At 72.0% G+C, this 16,844-nt stretch carries 9 protein-coding genes; 1 reads left to right on the top strand and 8 read right to left on the bottom strand.

Annotation, left to right across the window (positions count from 1 at the left end; genetic code table 11):
• Nucleotides 1–35: 35 nt before the first annotated feature.
• The 6 genes from C1703_RS29075 to C1703_RS29050 all read right to left on the bottom strand — a co-directional run bounded on the left by C1703_RS29075 (nucleotide 36) and on the right by C1703_RS29050 (nucleotide 10,245).
• On the bottom strand, nucleotides 36–2,225 hold the full coding sequence (locus C1703_RS29075; RefSeq protein WP_114255606.1) for a glycoside hydrolase N-terminal domain-containing protein: 2,190 nt from the start codon (nucleotides 2,223–2,225) through the stop codon (nucleotides 36–38).
• Nucleotides 2,222–4,186 (bottom strand): beta-galactosidase, encoded by a 1,965-nt coding sequence (locus tag C1703_RS29070; RefSeq protein ID WP_114255605.1) that lies wholly within the window; start codon nucleotides 4,184–4,186, stop codon nucleotides 2,222–2,224. The genes C1703_RS29075 and C1703_RS29070 overlap by 4 nt, the downstream gene beginning before the upstream one ends.
• Nucleotides 4,186–6,390, bottom strand: a complete 2,205-nt coding sequence (locus tag C1703_RS29065) for a sialidase family protein (protein WP_114255604.1) — start codon at nucleotides 6,388–6,390, stop codon at nucleotides 4,186–4,188. Before C1703_RS29065 ends, C1703_RS29070 begins: the two co-directional genes overlap by 1 nt.
• A 149-nt stretch (nucleotides 6,391–6,539) precedes the next feature.
• Nucleotides 6,540–7,493 (bottom strand): carbohydrate ABC transporter permease, encoded by a 954-nt coding sequence (locus C1703_RS29060; RefSeq protein WP_114255603.1) that lies wholly within the window; start codon nucleotides 7,491–7,493, stop codon nucleotides 6,540–6,542.
• Complete coding sequence (locus C1703_RS29055) at nucleotides 7,490–8,530, bottom strand: ABC transporter permease subunit (RefSeq protein WP_114255602.1); 1,041 nt, start codon at nucleotides 8,528–8,530, stop codon at nucleotides 7,490–7,492. The genes C1703_RS29060 and C1703_RS29055 overlap by 4 nt, the downstream gene beginning before the upstream one ends.
• Nucleotides 8,531–8,556: 26 nt before the next feature.
• Nucleotides 8,557–10,245: an extracellular solute-binding protein gene (locus tag C1703_RS29050; RefSeq protein ID WP_114255601.1), complete on the bottom strand. Its 1,689-nt coding sequence runs from the start codon at nucleotides 10,243–10,245 to the stop codon at nucleotides 8,557–8,559.
• A gap of 327 nt (nucleotides 10,246–10,572) precedes the next feature.
• On the opposite strand from C1703_RS29050, the gene C1703_RS29040 reads away from it, so the two are divergent.
• Nucleotides 10,573–13,410, top strand: a complete 2,838-nt coding sequence (locus tag C1703_RS29040; RefSeq protein ID WP_114255600.1) for a glycoside hydrolase family 3 C-terminal domain-containing protein — start codon at nucleotides 10,573–10,575, stop codon at nucleotides 13,408–13,410.
• Nucleotides 13,411–13,527: 117 nt separating this feature from the next.
• Here the strand turns inward: C1703_RS29040 and C1703_RS29035 are convergent, their stop codons facing one another.
• On the bottom strand, nucleotides 13,528–14,973 hold the full coding sequence (locus C1703_RS29035; RefSeq protein ID WP_114255599.1) for an aldehyde dehydrogenase family protein: 1,446 nt from the start codon (nucleotides 14,971–14,973) through the stop codon (nucleotides 13,528–13,530).
• A 122-nt stretch (nucleotides 14,974–15,095) separates the two neighbouring features.
• Nucleotides 15,096–16,769, bottom strand: a complete 1,674-nt coding sequence (locus C1703_RS29030; RefSeq protein WP_114255598.1) for a PucR family transcriptional regulator — start codon at nucleotides 16,767–16,769, stop codon at nucleotides 15,096–15,098.
• Nucleotides 16,770–16,844: the final 75 nt, after the last annotated feature.

The following is a 16,844-nucleotide window of genomic DNA, read 5'->3' as shown; positions in this document are numbered from 1 at the left end:
GGTGTCCCTTCCATGGGTGGGGGGGGTGGGGGGAACTACCACGCCCTCAGGGTGAGGACGTGGTCTTCTCCGGCGACCAGGTGGAGGGATTCTGCGCCGGAGGAAGTCCGGAGTTCGACGCGGTGGGTGCGGCCCGGCCTGATGACCGCGGTGGCGCGGTCCCGCGTCCAGGTGAGGTCGATCTCGGCCCCGAACCGGGTGCGCACACCGCGCAGCGCACCGCTGGGGTACGCCGCCGGGAGCGCGGGCAGCAGCACCAGCCGGTCGGGGGTGGACTGCACGAGCATCTCGATCAGCACGGCCGGCAGGGTGTGCGCCGCGTCGGCGTTGTAGACGTCGCGCTTGGGGTAGTGGGCGCTCATCAGGGAGGCGTGGAAGAAGTCGCCGTCCAGGACCTGGCCGAGGGCGTGGGCGACGCGGTCGGCGTCCCTGAGCCTGGCCGCGATGAGCGCGTGGTGCAGGTGGCCGTGGGCGGAGTCGTTCTCGGCGCCGCGCAGTTCGAGGGCGCGGTGGGCGGCGGCCGCGAGCTCGGGGGTGTCGTAGGGGGTGATCTCGTCGAGCGGCCAGACGCCGTAGAGGTGGCTGAGGTGGCGGTGGTCGTAGGAGTCCTCCAGGCCCGGCCAGGCCCATTCGGCCAGGGCCCCGTCCTCGTTGATCCGGTGCGGCGGCAGCCGGTCGGCGAGGGCGTGCCAGCGGTCGGCGTCGGGGCCGGGGTGGTAGGCCGCGGCCGTGCGCAGGGCGTGGCGGGCCGCGGAGAGGTCCATGGCCGCGTCGAGGGTGCCCCAGCTCGCGTTGGCGGGGCGGTTCTCGGGTGAGTAGGACGGGACGACGACGAGGTGGCCGTGCTCGTCCGTCCTGGTGAGGAAGTCCTCGTAGAAGACGGCGACTTCGGCGAGTGCGGCGGCGGTGCGCGGGTCGCGGGTGCCGTGGGTCTCGTCGTGGTCGACGAGCGGTTTGAGCAGCCAGTCGGCGCCGGCGGTCCACAGGTGCAGGGGGTACTCGCGGTTGTAGTGGTACACGTGGCCGGACTCGCCGTCGGTGTGGGCGGGGGCGACGACGCCCCTCGTTCCGAAGATCGCGCGGGCGTTCTCGCGCCAGTCGGGCAGTTGGCGGTGGATCAGGTTCGCGTGGGCCTCGGTGACCTCGGGGAGGGCGGCGGCAGCGGCGGAGGCCGTCTGGAGGTTGAGGTTGGCGTCGTTGGTGAAGGCGCCCGACCAGGCGGTGTTCCAGTCGCCGGTCCACAGTCCGGTCAGGCGGGGCGGGAAGAGGCCGCTCGCGGAGAGCAGGTGGTAGCGGCCGGCGGCGAAGAGGCGCTCCAGCAGGGCGGCGCTGCGCGGCCGGGTCAGCAGCTCGGAGCCGGGCAGGGCGCGTTCGGCGGGGTCGGCGGCGAGGTCGAGGGTGACGCGTTCGTAGGCGGTGCGGTGCAGGGCGGTGTGGCGGTCGAGGAGCTCGTCGTACTCCTGGGGCAGGTCGCGCAGGGCCCGGCCCTCGGCGACCACGTCGAGTTCGCCGGTGTGCCGGTGCACCCGGGTGAGGACCAGCACGGACCGGGCGCCCTCGACGCGCACGCCGGGGGGCACCAGGGTGGTGGTGCCGCCGGTGACGGTGACCTGGGTGACGCCGGTGCAGGCCCGGTCGTCGTCCGGGTAGCGGGCGCGCAGGCTGAGCAGGGCGCCCTCGGGGGTGAGGACGGCTCCGTGGCCGATGCCCAGTCCGGCGGGGGCGCCGGGCAGCCGGTGGTCCAGGTCGATGTCGAGGGTGAGGCCGGGTCCGGTGAGGTGGTGGACGATCACGTCGTCGGCGCGGGAGACGAAGACGCGGCCGGTCCAGCCGGCGCAGGTCGCGCTGACCACGCCGGTGGTGAAGTCGACGTCACGCCGGTAGTCGGGGCAGTCGGCCGGCGGCCGGCGCAGCCGGACCTGGAAGGCGGGGTGGAAGGGCTGCACCCACTGGAGCGGGCGGCCGTCCGTGAAGCTCTCGGCGGCCGTCCGGTCGCCCGCCAGGAGGCGGTCCTGGAGGGCGGGGAGGGCGTCGGCGAGCTGCGGGGGCCTCGGGTCCCGGCCGTTGGGCCGCACCAGGGTGTGGTGCGTGACGATGACCCGCTCGTGGTCCGGGTCGCCGAACACCAGGGCGCCGTGGTGGCCGTTGCCGCTGAGGAAGGCGTCCTCCCAGCGGGCGGCCGGACGCGGTTCCCAGGTGCCGTGGACGGGTGCGGTGGCGGTCATGACCGGAGCACCGCCGCCTCGTAGCGGCCGAGGGTGACCCGGTCGGTGACGGCCGTGTCCGTGAGCAGGTCGTGGTGGGTGCCGGGCACCTCGACGGTCACCGGCTCGCGGCCGTGGTTGAGCACGAACAGCAGCTCGCCCCGGCGTACCGCCTCGACCTGCTCGGGGAGGCCGTCCAGCACCGGCCGGACGCCCGCGCCCTCGGCGATCCGGGCCAGCAGGTCGCGCAGCGCCTCGGGTTCCGGGAGCGTGGAGAGGTACCAGGCGCGGCCCTTGCGCAGGACGGCGGGCATGCCGTCCAGTTCGCCGCCCTTGTAGGGGATCGTGTGGTCCGGGTCGGCGGGCTCGATCTCCTCGGACCACAGGGTGCCCCGGAAGCCCTCGCACACGGCGGTCTCCCCCGCCTCCAGCGGCCACCACTCGTGCAGCGTGCGGATGCCGAACAGCTCCCGCAGCCGGGCGTCCATGCCGCCGGTCCGTACCCGGTCGTCCTCGTCGGCGACGCCGGTCAGGAAGCCGCAGACGAGGGTGCCGCCCTGCCGGACGTAGGCGAGGAGGTTGTCGATCGCCGTGTCGGTGAGGGCGTACAGCTGGGGCACGACGACCACCGAGTACGGCGTGAGGTCGTGCTCGGGGTGGGCGAAGTCGGTGGTGAGGTGCGCCTGCCACAGGGCGCGGTGCCAGGCGCGCAGCACGTCCGGGTACTCCGCCTGGCTGGAGAGGCGGCCGTCGTGGGCGCCGGCCCACCAGGCGTGCCAGTCGTGCAGGACGGCGATGTTCGCGGTGAGGTGCCGTCCGGTCACCTGCGGGGCGATCCGCGCCAGGTCGGCGCCGAGCTGCTTGACCTCCTGGTACGTCCGGCCGTCCTCGCCGGCGTGGCTGACCATGCCGGAGTGGAACTTCTCCGCGCCCTGCCGGGACTGCCGCCACTGGAAGTAGCAGACGGCGTCGGCGCCCCGGGCCACGGCCTGCAGCGACCACAGCCGGTTCATCCCCCGGGGCTTGGGGTGGTTCACGCCCCGCCAGTTGACCGGCCCGGCCGCCTGCTCCATCAGCATCCACGGCCCGCGCGCCTGGGAGCGGGTCATGTCCTGGACCAGGGCGCCGTTCTGTGCGCCGAGCGGGTCGCGCGGGTCGGGGTAGAGGTCGACGGAGACGACGTCCTCCTCCTCGGCCCAGCGCCAGGCGTCCTGCCCGAACCACAGCGGCATGAAGTTGCTGGTGACCGGGAGGTGCGGGGTGTGCCGCCGGACGATGTCCCGCTCGGCGGTGTAGCACTCCAGGAGCATGTCGGAGGTGAAGCGGCGGAAGTCCAGGACCTGGCCGGGGTTGCGCAGGTAGTGCGGCAGGCGGGGCGGCAGGATGCCGTCCCAGGTGTCGTAGCCCTGGCTCCAGAAGGCGGTGCCCCAGGCCTCGTTGAGGGCGTCGAGGGTGCCGTACTTCTCGCGCAGCCAGCGGCGGAAGGCGGCCGCGGCCTCGTCGCCGTAGTCGTAGGTGCAGTACTCGTTGTTGATGTGCCACATGGTGAGGGCCGGGTGGCCGCCGTAGCGGGCGGCCAGGTCCTCGGTGATGGCGGCGGCGTAGCGCCGGTAGGTGGCGCTGGAGTGGGAGAAGTGCTGCCGGCCGCCCCACCACTCGGTGCGGCCGTCCTCGGTGACGGGCAGGGTGTCGGGGTGCAGCCGGCCCATCCAAGGCGGGGGCGCGGAGGTGGGGGTGGCGAGGACGACACCGATGCCGTTGTCGTGCATCAGGTCCATCAGCGTGTCCAGCCAGCCGAACACCCGGGCGCCGGGCTCCGGTTCCAGCGTCGACCAGGAGAAGACGCCCAGGGTGACGGAGTTGACGCCGGCGGCCTTCATCAGCCGGACGTCCTCGTGCCAGGTCTCCTCGGGCCACTGCTCGGGGTTGTAGTCGCCGCCGAAGAGGAGGCGCCCCCTCGTCGCATCACTCAGGCCGGGCATCAGACGGGCTCCCCGTACTGGACGCCGCGTCCGTTGGTGGCGATGTAGACCCGGCCGTACACACGCGGGTCGCCGGTGATGGCGGCGCCGATCCAGCCCCACTGGTGCTGGTCGTCGTTGACGCGCACCCAGGTCTTCGCCTCGTCGTCCGAGCGGTACACGGCGGTGATGGTCTCGGTGGCGCCGACCATGTAGAGCGCCGGGTAGGAGGCGCCCGCGGCGGCCTTGCCGAAGCCGAGGGTGTGCGAGGCCCAGCAGCTGGCGACCTTGGCGAAGGTCGCTCCGCCGTCGGTCGAGCGGTACAGCCCGTTCGCCTTCAGGCTCAGCCACAGGTCGCCGGAGCGGCCCGGGGCGGCGGTGAGCTGGAACTCGGTGTCGCCCGAGTTCAGGCCGCCGGCCCGCGCGGTGAAGGTCAGTCCGCCGTCCGTGCTGGCGAAGAGCGTGCCGGTGGTGGTGTCGAAGGCGTAGAAGCGCTTCGGGTCGACCGGGTCGGCGACCGGGGCGGCGCCCTTGGGGAAGGAGGAGACCTCGGACCAGGTGGTGCCGTTGTCGGCCGAGCGGAAACCCGGGTTGCTCGTGCCGAAGGACCACAGCAGCACGCTGCCGTCGGTGTTGGTGGCGATCGGCCCCGGCGCGCTCTTGGCCATGCTCGGCTGGGTCTTGAACGGGGCCCAGGTCCTGCCGCCGTCGTTCGACCAGGCCCCGTTGCCGTTGTCGCCCCAGCCCGCCCGGACCACGTACGAGGGCTTGGCCGCGGCCAGCGAGAGGCCGGTCGACGTGCCGAACACCGGGTTCGACGCCATGCCGCGCGAGGGCGACGCCGTGAGCCGCTCGTGGTACATCACGCCGATGTCCCCCGAGCCGCTGAGCAGGTGCGCCTCACCGGTCGGGGGCGAGACCAGCTGGCGGATGGAGGCCTCCTCCAGGCCGCGGATCTGCGGCGCCCAGTGCCTGAGGTCGCGGGTGCCGTAGAGGGTCGCGCCCGTGCCGTAGACGACGTGCTTCGAGTCGTACGGGTCGAGGGCGAGGGCCTGGATCCACCAGCCGAACTTGGGCTGGTCACCGCCCCACTTGAGGAACGGCGTCTCGGAGACGTCGAAGACGGCCGTGTCCTTCAGGGACGTCCAGGTGCGGCCGCCGTTCGTGGAGCGGAACACGGTGTCGATCTCGGCCCAGCGGTTGTTCGTGGAGACGACGAGCGTGCCCGGGCGGCGGGCGTCGACGGCTACACCGCCGTAGCCGAAGGAGTCGGTCCCGCCGTCGCTCGTGGTCCCGCCGGGCTTCACCGGTGTGACCTCGGTCCACTTCCCGCTGCTGGTGCGCAGCTTGTGCACGCTGCCGTCGGACTGGCCGTTCGGGCCGGGGGCGTTGGCGTAGGTCACGTACAGCTCGCGGGTGTGCCGGTCGTACGCGGCGCGGATCGGCACCTTGGCGGCGGTGCCCGCGGGCTGCCCGGGGACGGCCTCCCAGGTGGTGCCGTCGGCGGTGCGGTAGAGGTTCGCGGTCGTGCCGTCGGAGTCGCCCCAGCCGGCGTAGACGGTACGGCCGGCCGCGACCAGGAGCGTGACGCCCTGGCCGGTGGCGCTGGGCGCGGCCGGGAAGCTCACTGCTTTCCAGGTGGCACCCCGGTCGGTCGACTTGAGCAGCCCGTCGTGCCGGGTGCCGAGCCACAGGGTGTCGCTGTCGCGCGGGTCGACGAGCAGCCGCTCACCGCATCCGCGCCCGTCCTCGTTGGCCCCGAGCTTCACGGTGAGGTCGGTGCGCTTCCAGGTGGCCCCGCGGTTCTCGGAGCGCAGCACGGCCCCGTTGCCGGCCCAGGACTGGGCGTAGGTGCCGAGGGCGAGGTAGACCCGGTTCGGACGGGCCGGGTCGACGGCCATGGCCTCCACGCCGAGCAGGTTCCAGTCGTCCCAGCCGAGGTGGTCGGTGAGCGGGATCCACCGGCTGGTGCGGTCGTCCCAGCGGTAGGCGCCGCCGATGTCGGTACGGGCGTAGGCGAGGCCGCGGACGGTGGGGTGGAACAGCACTCCGGTGATGAAGCCGGTGCCGCCCTGGACGACGTTGCGCCAGCGGTACGCCTGCCCGGCGGAGACAGCCGATCCGGCGGCGTGCGCCCGCCCGGGCAGGAAGGGGACGGTGGTGAGCGCGGCGGCGGCCGCGGTCCCGGCGAGGACGGTTCTTCTGCTGAGGCGAGACGCGTGCATGACACATACCTCGATCTACGAGAAAGGGTGGGGAGACGCACTTCAGGGGCGGGGGGCACTGCTCGATATGCGGCTCCGCCGTGGGCGCGGTCGACCACGAGGCAGCCGCAGACGACGACGGTCGACAGCCCTACGGGGAGAGGGCGTTGTCAGCCCTTGACGGCGCCGGTGAGCATGCCCTTCTTGAAGTGCTTCTGGACGAACGGGGAGAGGACGGCCACGGGCAGCAGGGCCAGCACCATCACCGCCATCTGGATCGCGAGCGGCGAGAGCTGGCCGGTGTTGATCTGCGCCTGGAGCCCCACCGGACGCTGCTGCATCTGCACCAGCTGGATCATCACGTTCTGCAACGGCATCATGTCCTGGTCGCTCAGGTAGATCGACGCGTTGAACCAGGCACTCCAGTAGCCCACGGCGTAGAAGAGGGCGATCACCGCGAGGACCGCGCGGGAGAGCGGCAGAACGATCTTCCACAGGATCCGCCAGTCGCCGGCGCCGTCGATGCGGGCGCTGTCGATCAGCTCCTGGGAGATGTTCATGAAGAAGGCGCGCAGCACGAGGATGTTGAAGACGCTCACGGCACTGGGCAGGATCAGCGCCAGATAGGTGTCCGTCAGACCGAGGGCCTGCACCAGCAGATAGGTGGGGATGAGACCGGCCCCGAAGAACATCGTCGCCAGCAGGGTCATCAGGATCCAGCGGTGGCCGAGCGAGCCGCTGCGCGACAGGCCGTAGGCGCACAGCACCGACACCGTCATGCTGAACAGCGTGCCGACCAGGGTCACACCGATGCTCACCAGGGTGGCTCTCTGGACCTGGCCGCCGCTGAGGAGTTCCTGGTAGGCGACGAAGGTGATGCCCTTGGGGATCACCACCAGACCGCCGGCCTCGTCGATGGTCTCCTTCGACTGGAGGCTGGTGACGATGACGATCCACAGCGGGAAGAGGATGGACAGGCAGGCCAGGGTCAGGGCGATGCCCTTGCCGGCCAGCCCGGCCTTGGAGGGCGGCTCCTCCCAGACGGGGCGGGGCGGGGCGGCCCAGCGGCTCGGTTTCCTGACCCGCGGCGTGTCGCCGGGCGGAGTGTCGAGGACGGCGGTCACTTCTTGTACACCCCCTGCTCGCCCATGAGATGGGCCACCTTGTTGGCGATCAGCACGAGCGCCAGACCGACCACGCCCTTGACGAGCCCGGCAGCGGCGGCGTAGCTGAAGTCCTGGTTGCGGATGCCGTTCCACCACACGTAGGTGTCGAGGACCTCGGAGGCGTCGACACCCACGGCTTGTCGTTGGAGGAGGAGTTGTTCGAAGCCGACGGTGAGGGCGTCGCCGACGCGCAGCACGAGCAGCAGGGCGATCACCGGGCGCAGGGCGGGCAGCGTGATGTGCCAGATGCGCCGCCAGCGTCCGGCGCCGTCCATGGCGGCCGCCTCGTACAGGTCGTTGGAGACCGAGGAGAGCGCGGCGAGGAAGACGATGATGCCCCAGCCCGCGTCCTTCCAGACGGTCTGGGCCGTGACCAGGTACTTGAAGACCTCCGGGTCGGTCATCACGTCGAAGCCCTCGTAGCCGTGCGCGCGCAGGGTCTGGGCGATGATCCCGGCGCCGCCGAAGATCTGCATGAAGACGGTGACGACGAGGACCCAGGAGAAGAAGTGCGGCAGGTACATGACCGCCTGGGCGACCGCCCGGACCCGTGGCCTGACGACGCTGTTGATGAGCAGCGCGAGCAGGATGGGGATCGGGAAGTAGAGCACCAGTTGCAGGAAGAACAGCACCAGGGTGTTCTGCACCGCGTGCCAGAAGGCCGAGTCGGCGAAGATCCGCTCGAACTGCTCGAAGCCGATCCAGGGACTGTTGAGGATGGCGACGAAACCGTTGTCGCCGGCGTACGGGTCGTAGTCCTGGAAGGCCACCACATTGCCGAGGATCGGTATGTAGTTGAAGACCAGGATCAGCAGGACCGCCGGCAGCACCATGAAGATCAGCGCGCGGTCACGCCTGAATCTGAGCCTCAGGCTCAGTTTTCCCGCGTTCTTCCTGCCGCGGGCCCGGTCTCCGGCGCCGCCGCCGGACTTCGCCGGAGTGCTCGCGGGCGTCTTCGCCTCGGTCGTCGCCTGAGGCACCGTGCTGTGGGACACGGCCTTCTCCTTGCTTGAGCCCCGGATCAGTTCGCCGAGCCGTTGTCGTCGAGCAGCTTCTTGTACCAGTCGCGCAGGTCGTCGCCGCCCTTCTTCTTCCAGTCCGACACCGCCTGCTGCACGTCGCTGATCTTCTTGCGGCCGCGCACGACGTCGTCCTCGAGCTGCTCGAAGTCGTCGGCGAGGTTGGCCCAGCGGGTGGGCTCGGTGACGGTCAGCCCGTAGAAGGTGGTCTTCTTGGTGAAGGCGCCCATGCGCTGCTGCCACTCGACGATGCCCCGGGTGATGTCGGGGAAGTCGGGGTAGGCGACGTACGGCGCCGGGTTGCCCGTGAGGTCGTAGGTGCTGCTGACCTCGTTGATGCCCTGCTGCGTCTTGACCGGCAGGCCGCCCTTCACCGTGTAGTCGGTGCCCTCGACGCCGTAGGCGGTGAGCATGAACTCCTTGGTGCCGTAGGGAGCGGCGCAGTAGTTGCAGAGCGCGAGGAAGTCCTTGATCTGCTGCTTGCTCGCCTTCTTGCTGACGAAGGTGAACATGCCGCCCGGCTGACTGGCCCACAGCGTGGGGTCACCGCCGTCGGGCCCGAAGATGTCGAACACGCCCATCTCGAAGTCGGGGTTCTGGGTCCGCTGTTCGGCGGTCTTGCCCCACCAGTCGGAGATGTTGTTGTTGTAGACCAGGACCTGTCCGGCGGTGAAGCGGTTGGCCGCCATGCCGCCCGCCTTGCCCGACACGGCGTCCGGGTGGACCACCTTCGCCGCGTAGAGCTTGCGCACCCACTCCAGGGCTTCCAGGTACTGCTCGGTCTCGATGCGGTTGACGAGCTTGCCGTCCTCCAGGTTCCACCACAGCGCCTTGTCGCCGCCCGGCGGGACACCGAAGATCTGCAGGGCCGACCACTTCATGTCGTCGCAGGCCCAGAGCTTCGCCCTGGGCTCGGTCGCCTCCTTGGCCCAGGACAGGAACTCGTCGGGGCTCTTCGGGAGGGAGTAGCCCTTCTTCGCGAAGAGGTCCTTGCGGTACATGGTCGCCATGCTGGTGACGCGGGAGTTCGGCATCGGGATGGCGCGGAGCTGGCCGCCGAAGATGCCTCGCTGCCAGGCGTCGGTGGGCACCGCCGCGAGGTTCGGGTAGTCCTTGACCTTGTCGCCGGACAGGTACGGGCCGAGGTCGGCGAACTTGGCGTTGATCGCGCTGGGTATCCGGCCCGTCAGGTTCCAGTCGGGCACCACCACGGCGTCGGGGATGTCGCTGGAGGCGAGGATCGCGCCGAGCTTCTGGTCGTAGGTGACGCCGTCCTGGTTCTGCCAGGTGATGTCCACGCCGATGGCCTTGTTCATGGCCGTGTAGTAGGGGTTGTCGCCCTTCGGCGGGGTGCCCCAGTAGGGGGCCATGATGGTCAGTCGGCCGCCGCTGCCGAGCTTCTGCGGCACCGAGGTCTTCAGCTCGGCCGCCGGGATCGCCCTGGTGAAGCCGACGGGCGAGCCGTTCTTCGAAGGGATGTCGGGGGTCGCGACGTTCGACGCGACGTAGGCCGGCAGGATCTTCGCGGCGTCCTTGCCCGACGTGGCCCCCTCCTTCTGGCCCTCTTGCCCGCCACCACAGGCGGAGAGCAGCGGCATCCCGCCCGCCACGGCTGCGGTGGCGACCGCGGTGGAGGCGAGGAAGCTTCTCCGGCTCGGTCCGGAGGAGGCGGAGGCGGCGTTCGGCGTCATTGCGTCAACCCTTCATGGCGCACCAGGACACCCGGCGGAGGCCGTCGGCTGCGGTGTCTCGAGTGGAACTGGCTGAGCTGAAGCGAGCCTTCGACCCATGCAACCGGGGTTCCCGTAGTCGAAGCGCTTCGATGTTGCTGTGAGGTTAAGTGAACGCCCCAGGGTGCACAAGGGTCGTTCCCAAACTTCCTGCCGGGCGCGAGAAGGGACCTTTCCTCATGCACCGCTTGAAGTGATGGCGTCGGTCTCTTGACACCCGACCCGTCGTCGAATCAGCATCGAAGCGCTTCGAAAGCGCCTCGCCGATCCAGTGCAAGGGATCCCCACGTGACCGCACACACGCCGCCCACCGAACCGTTCCGCGATCCGCAGCTTCCGTTCGCGGAGCGCGTCGACGATCTGCTGGGGCGGCTCACCCTCGACGAGAAGATCTCCTTTCTGCACCAGTTCACACCCGCCGTCGAGCGCCTCGGCGTCGCCGCCTTCCGCACGGGCCAGGAGGCCCTGCACGGCGTGGCGTGGATGGGCCCGGCGACGATGTTCCCGCAGGCGGTGGGCCTCGGCGCCACCTGGAACCCGGAGCTGGTGCGGCGCGTCGGCGACGCGGTGTCCAAGGAGGTCCGCGCGATGCGCGCCCGGGACGACCGGGTCGGCCTCAACGTCTGGGCGCCGGTCGTCAACCTGCTGCGCCACCCGCTGTGGGGCCGCAACGAGGAGGGCTACGCGGAGGACCCGAGGCTCACCTCGGCGATCGCCACCGCCTACACGCACGGCCTGCGCGGCGACCACCCCACCTACTGGCGCACCGCGCCCGTGCTGAAGCACTGGCTCGCCCACAACAACGAGACGGACCGGGCCACGACGTCGAGCTCGGTGCGCCCGCGGGTGCTGCACGAGTACGACCTGCAGGCCTTCCGCGCGGCGGTCGAGGCGGGCGCGGTGGCCGGGGTGATGCCGGCGTACAACCTGGTCAACGGCCGCCCCAACCACGTCTCCCCGCTCCTCGCCGAGCACCTGCGCACCTGGACCGACCAGGAGCTGCTGGTCTGCTCGGACGCGGGCGCGCCGAGCAACCTGGTCGACTTCGAGCACTACTTCGACACCCATGAGGAGGCCATCGCGGCCTCGCTCGTGGCGGGCGTCGACAGCTTCACCGACCACGGCACGGACTCCTCGCAGATCACCGGACGGCTGCGCGGCGCCCTGGAGCGCGGTCTGCTGACGGAGGCCGACATCGACACGGCCGTCCGCCGCCAGCTCTCGGTCCGCTTCCGGCTCGGCGAGTTCGACCCGGAGCACGACCCGCACGACGCGACCGGCGAGTTCGACACCCCGGCGCACCGCGCCCTCGCGCAGGAGGCCGCCGAGCAGGCGATCGTGCTGCTGAAGAACGACGGGGTGCTGCCGCTGGCCCCCGACACCCGTGTCGCGGTGGTCGGGCTGCTCGCCGACGAGTGCAAGCTCGACTGGTACAGCGGCACGTTCCTGCACCGCTCGACCCCGCTGGAGGGCCTGTACGAGCGGTTCGGCGCGGACCGGGTGGAGTTCGCGGAGGGCGTCGACCGGGTCCGGCTGAAGACCGCCGCGGGCGCGTTCGTGCACGTGCCGGCGGCCGAGGACGCCGCCGAGGAGGTGCGCGGCGCCGAGGGCGCGCTCGACCCGGCGCTGCTCGCGGGCCGCACCGACCTGCCCGCGCTCACCACCGACGCGACCGGCACCGAACTGGCGCTGGCCGACTGGGGCGGGGGCGTGCTGACCCTGCGGGCGCCCGACGGCCGCTACCTCTCGGTCGCCGAGGACGGGTACGTCCGCGCCGCCGCGGACCAGCCGGGCGGCTGGGTCGTCCAGGAGACGTTCAGCCTGGAACCGCACGGACACGGGCACCTCCTGAAGCACCTGGGAACGGGTCGCCATGTCTGTGTCTCCGCCGACGGCCTGAAGGTTGCCGACGAAGATCCCGAGGTGTTCGAGCTGGTCGTCACCGAGCGGGGCGAGGAGGCGGTGGCGCGTGCCGCCGCGGCGGCCGACGTGGTCGTGGTCGTGGCGGGCAACGATCCGCACATCAACGGCCGTGAGACGGAGGACCGGACGACCCTGCGGCTGCCCGGGCAGCAGGAGCGGCTGCTGCGGGCCGCCCGGGCGGCGAACCCGGTGACGGTGCTGGCGCTGGTCTCGGCCTACCCGTACGCCGTCGACCCGGCCGACCTCGCGGCCGTGCTGTGGACCGCGCACGGCGGCCAGGCGGCCGGCACCGCCCTGGCCCGCGTGCTGGCCGGTGACGTCTCCCCCGCCGGCCGTCTGCCGCAGACCTGGTACGCCGACGACGCCGACCTGCCGGACCTGCTCGACTACGACGTGATCGGTGGCCGCCAGACGTACCTGTACTTCGAGGGCACGCCCCTGTTCCCCTTCGGACACGGCCTGTCGTACACGTCGTTCACGTACGGCGGCCTCACGGCCCGGGTCGAGGACGGGGCGGTGCGGGTCTCCTTCTCCGTCACCAACTCCGGTGAGGTCACGGCCGACGAGGTCGCCCAGCTCTACGGCCGGGCCGTCGGGGCGTCCGTGCCGCGTCCGCGCCGGGAACTGCTGGACCACCGCCGCGTCACCCTCGCCCCGGGCGCGACGGCCGAGCTGAGCTTCGAGATCCCGCTGTCCGCCTTCGCGTTCTGGGATGTGGCGCAGGACCGGTGGCGCGTCGAGCCCGGGGCGTACGAGCTGCTGGCCGGGGCCTCCAGCGAGGACGTCCGGCTGCGGACGACCGTCACGCTCGACGGCGAGCCCACCCTGCCCCGCGCCGTCGTCGCGAACGGCCTGGCCGCCGCCGGCTTCGACGAGCAGCGCGGCATCGACATCGTCGACCGGACGAAGGTGTCGGGCGACGCGGTGACGCCGGTGGACGCGGCATCCGGTGAACTGGTCTACCGCGCCTGCGACTTCGGGCCCGGCATCACCGAGGTGACGGTGGAGGTGGCCGGCGAGGGCTCGGTCGAGCTGTCCCTCGACGGCGGCCCGGCGCTCGCGGTGCTGTCGCCCGCGAAACCCACCTCGGGCCCGTACGACTACGTCTCCGTCGCCGCGCCCGTCGTCGCCGCGGGCGTGCACGACGTGCATCTCAGGCTGCGCGGCCCGCTGCGGCTCGCGCACGTCGGCTTCTCCGGTTGAGGGTCCGGAGCAGGCCGGCGTAAAGAAGAGGCCCGGCACCGGAAGGCATCGGTGCCGGGCCTCTTCGCAGAGCCTATATGAAAATGGTTCCCATAAGCTAGAGGGGTCTAGAGGCGGCTAGAGGGTGATGCCGGTGAGGACCATCACGCGCTCGTAGGTGTAGTCCTCCATGGCGAACCGCACGCCCTCGCGCCCCACGCCGGACTGCTTGACGCCGCCGTAGGGCATCTGGTCGGCGCGGTAGGACGGCACGTCGCCGATGACGACACCACCGACCTCCAGGGCCCGATGGGCGCGGAAGGCGGTCTGCAGGTCGTGGGTGAACACGCCCGCCTGGAGGCCGTACTTGGAGTCGTTGACGGCGGCGAAGGCCTCGGCCTCGCCGTCCGCCTTCTGCACGGTGAGGACGGGCCCGAAGACCTCCTCGCAGGAGATCGTCACGTCGGCCGGGACCTCGGCCAGCACGGTCGGCGCGTAGGAGGCGCCGTCGCGCTTGCCGCCGGTGAGCAGCTGGGCGCCGGCGTCCACGGCCTCCTGCACCCACGCCTCGACGCGCTTGGCGGCGTCCTCGCTGACCAGCGGGCCGACGTCGGTGGCGTCGTCGCTCGGGTCGCCGGTGACCTGGGCCTCGACAGCGGCGACGAGGCGCGGCAGCAGCCGGTCGTAGACGGAGGCGTCGGCGATGACCCGCTGGACGGAGATGCAGGACTGGCCGCCCTGGTAGTTGGAGAAGGTGGCGATGCGGTTCGCCGCCCGGTCCAGGTCCTCGTCGCTCGCCCAGTCGGCGAGGACGACGGCCGCGCCGTTGCCGCCCAGCTCCAGGGTGCAGTGCTTGCGCGGCACCGAGTCCATGATCGCGTAGCCGACCTTCTCGGAGCCGGTGAAGGAGATCACGGGCAGGCGCTCGTCCCGCACCAGGGCGGGCATCTTGTCGTTGGCGACCGGCAGGATGCTCCAGGAACCCGCGGGCAGCTCGGTCTCGGCCAGCAGCTCGCCGATGATCAGGCCGGACAGCGGGGTCGCCGGGGCCGGCTTCAGGATGATCGGGGCGCCGGCGGCGATGGCCGGGGCGACCTTGTGGGCGCACAGGTTCAGCGGGAAGTTGAAGGGCGCGATGCCGAGCACGGCGCCCTTGGGGAAGCGGCGCGTGAGGGCGAGCCGCCCCTGTCCGCCGAGGTCGGTGTCGAGGCGCTGGGCCTCACCGCCGTTGAACCGCCGGGCCTCCTCGGCCGCGAACCGGAACACGGACACGGCACGCCCCACCTCGCCGCGCGCCCACTTGATCGGCTTGCCGTTCTCGGCGGAGATCAGCCGCGCGATCTCCTCGGTGCGCTCGACCAGGCGCTTGCTGACGTGGTCGAGGGCGGCGGCCCGCACGTGGGCCGGGGTGGCGGCGAACTCGTCCCGCACGGCGTACGCGGCGGCCACGGCCTCCTCGACCTGCGCGTCCGTCGGCACACTCACCGTGCCCACGAGCCGCCCGTCCCACGGGGAGCTGACGTCGAAGGTGTCCTCGCCGGTGGCCTGGCGGCCGGCGAGCCAGAAGGCGTGGGTGGAGGTCATGTTCGTTCCGGCCCTTCGGCGTTGGGGGTGATCCACTGCTACGGGACCAACGGTAGGGGCGGAGTGGCCGAAGGGCGTTTGTCCGGGGTGTAGCAGTGACGGCCGGGGGCACTACGGTTTGGCTAGTCGGTGTTGGTCGCCTTCAGGGCCAGCCACAGTTCCATCCGGGCGTCCGGGTCGTCCAGGGAGCGGCCGAGGATCTCCTCGACGCGGCGCATGCGGTAGCGGAGCGTGTGGCGGTGGACGCCGAGGTCGGCCGCCGCCGCGTCCCACTGGCCGTGCTTGGACAGCCAGGCGCGCAGGGAGGCGACCAGGTCGCCGCGGCCCGTGGCGTCGTGCTCGTACAGGGGGCGCAGCATGCCGTCGGCGAACGCCCGTACCGCGTCGTCCGCCAGCAGCGGCAGTACGGATCCGGCCGCCATCTGCTCGTGCTCCACCAGGACGCGCCCGCGCCGCCGGGCCACCGACAGGGCCTGCTCGGCCTGTTTGTACGCGGCGGACGCGGCGATGGGACCGGCCGGTGCCGACAGGCCCACGACCAGTTCGTCCTCCTCGCCGCCGGGCACCTTCTCGCGGACGCCGGCCCGGGCCGTCTCCAGGGCGGCCGCGTACTCGGCGCAGGCCGCCGCGGCGGCGCCGCCGTCCGCGGCGAGCACCACCAGCCGCTCCCCCTCCGGCACGACCAGCACGGCCTCGCCCGCCCGGGCCGCCGCGGACTCCATGACGTCGGCGAGCGCCGCGAGGGGGTCGCCGTTCACGTCGGCCGCGGCGAGCGCGGCGGCCGAAGGCCGGTCCGCGGCCCGGGCGGGCGTCCCGGACTCCGCGCGGGCCAGGGCGGCCGAGGCCGACACCGGCACGCGCTCGGCGACCAGCATCCGGAACGGCGCGTCCAGCAGCCCGCCGTACAGGTCCCCGGCGACGGCGCGCGCGTGGTCCGGCTCCCCGGCCAGCAGCATGCGCAGCACCGCCGAGCCGATCCGCTGCTCGGCCGCCTGGAGGGACCGGGAGCGTTCCGTGGTCAGGGTCAGCAGCGCGATGGCGGAGTGGACGGCGTACCGCTCGGCCGTGCCCGGGGCGGCGGCCGTGCCGACGGCGAGGGCCGCCCGGGGGCGCCGGCCGGTGCCGATGGTGTGCAGTTCGACGCGGTCCTCGTTCTCCGGCCCGCCGACCACCGACGAGGCGGGCGCGGGCCGCTCCCGCAGCCGCTGCACGTCGCCGGTGAGCCGCGCGGCCCGCCGCCCCGCCCACTCCGGTGCCGTGGCGACGACGGCTCCCGAGGCGTCGTACAGCGCCGCCCAGCCGTCGACCTGCGAGGCGAGCGCGGCCAGCAGCCCCTCCGGGCCGCCGGTCTGGGCCTGCCGGGTCAGCTCGCGCTGGGCGGCGAAGCCGGCGGTGACGGCCCGGTACTGGTCGGCGGCGATCGCCGCGGACACGGCCTTGCTGATGGCGAGGAACGGGGTGCGGCGCGGTACTTCCAGCAGGGGCAGACCCTCCTCCTCGGCCGCGTCGACGAGCGCCTTGGGGATCTCCTCGTAGTTGACGCCGACGGCGAAGCCGAGCCCGACCACTCCGGCCCCGGCCAGCCGCCGCACGTACCGGCGCATGGCCTCCGGGTCCTCGGCGTCCAGCTTGAGCGCGGTGATCAGCAGCAGTTCACCGCCCTCCATGTAGGGCACGGGGTCGGCGAGCTCGCTCACGTGGGCCCAGCGGACCGGCACGTCGAGGCGGTCCGCGCCCGCTCGCACGGTCAGTTTCAGCGCGGAGTGGTGGACGAGCGAGGCGAGCGTCGGGGGCATGAGGCCTTCTGCGTCAGGACTGTGTGATCTCTGTGGTCTTTTGGCCGCCACGTATGAACGACCTGTGACGATTCT

It is taken from the genome of Streptomyces sp. Go-475 (assembly GCF_003330845.1).
GTDB lineage: Bacteria > Actinomycetota > Actinomycetes > Streptomycetales > Streptomycetaceae > Streptomyces.
This window is presented reverse-complemented; position numbering and strand designations above follow the sequence as displayed.

Bases quoted from the DNA above. Each gene is read 5' to 3' on its own strand.
- C1703_RS29075 (WP_114255606.1), bottom strand. From the start codon at position 2,225: ATGACCGCCACCGCACCCGTCCACGGCACCTGGGAACCGCGTCCGGCC.
- C1703_RS29070 (WP_114255605.1), bottom strand. From the start codon at position 4,186: ATGCCCGGCCTGAGTGATGCGACGAGGGGGCGCCTCCTCTTCGGCGGC.
- C1703_RS29065 (WP_114255604.1), bottom strand. From the start codon at position 6,390: ATGCACGCGTCTCGCCTCAGCAGAAGAACCGTCCTCGCCGGGACCGCG.
- C1703_RS29050 (WP_114255601.1), bottom strand. From the start codon at position 10,245: ATGACGCCGAACGCCGCCTCCGCCTCCTCCGGACCGAGCCGGAGAAGC.
- C1703_RS29035 (WP_114255599.1), bottom strand. From the start codon at position 14,973: ATGACCTCCACCCACGCCTTCTGGCTCGCCGGCCGCCAGGCCACCGGC.
- C1703_RS29030 (WP_114255598.1), bottom strand. From the start codon at position 16,769: ATGCCCCCGACGCTCGCCTCGCTCGTCCACCACTCCGCGCTGAAACTG.